The following is a 403-nucleotide window of genomic DNA, read 5'->3' as shown; positions in this document are numbered from 1 at the left end:
GAATTTAGTGGAGGACAAAGACGAAGAATAGGAATAGCAAGGGCACGAGCAGTAGAGCCAGAGGTACTAATATGTGATGAACCGATTTCAGCGCTCGATGTTTCTATACAGGCACAGGTAGTAAATTTATTAAAAGAGTTACAAAGAAAGAAAAACTTAACTATGATGTTTATAGCCCATGATGTATCTATGGTTAAATATATATCTGATAGAGTTGCTGTAATGTTTAGAGGTAAAATAGTAGAACTTGGATATCCTGATGAGGTATATAACAACCCTGTACATATTTACACTAAATCATTAATATCAGCAGTACCTATACCAGATCCAGAATTTGTTAAAGAAGATAAAGTGGTAATGGATGAATCTTATCTAAAATCACCTATAGGAACTTATGATGAGA

At 33.7% G+C, this 403-nt stretch carries 1 protein-coding gene; it reads left to right on the top strand.

What is annotated here, in order from left to right:
- On the top strand, positions 1–403 hold a 403-nt coding region (locus tag AYC60_RS03655), incomplete at both ends, for an ATP-binding cassette domain-containing protein (RefSeq protein WP_231724623.1).

It is taken from the genome of Streptobacillus felis, from assembly GCF_001559775.1.
Lineage (GTDB): Bacteria > Fusobacteriota > Fusobacteriia > Fusobacteriales > Leptotrichiaceae > Streptobacillus > Streptobacillus felis.
This window is presented reverse-complemented; position numbering and strand designations above follow the sequence as displayed.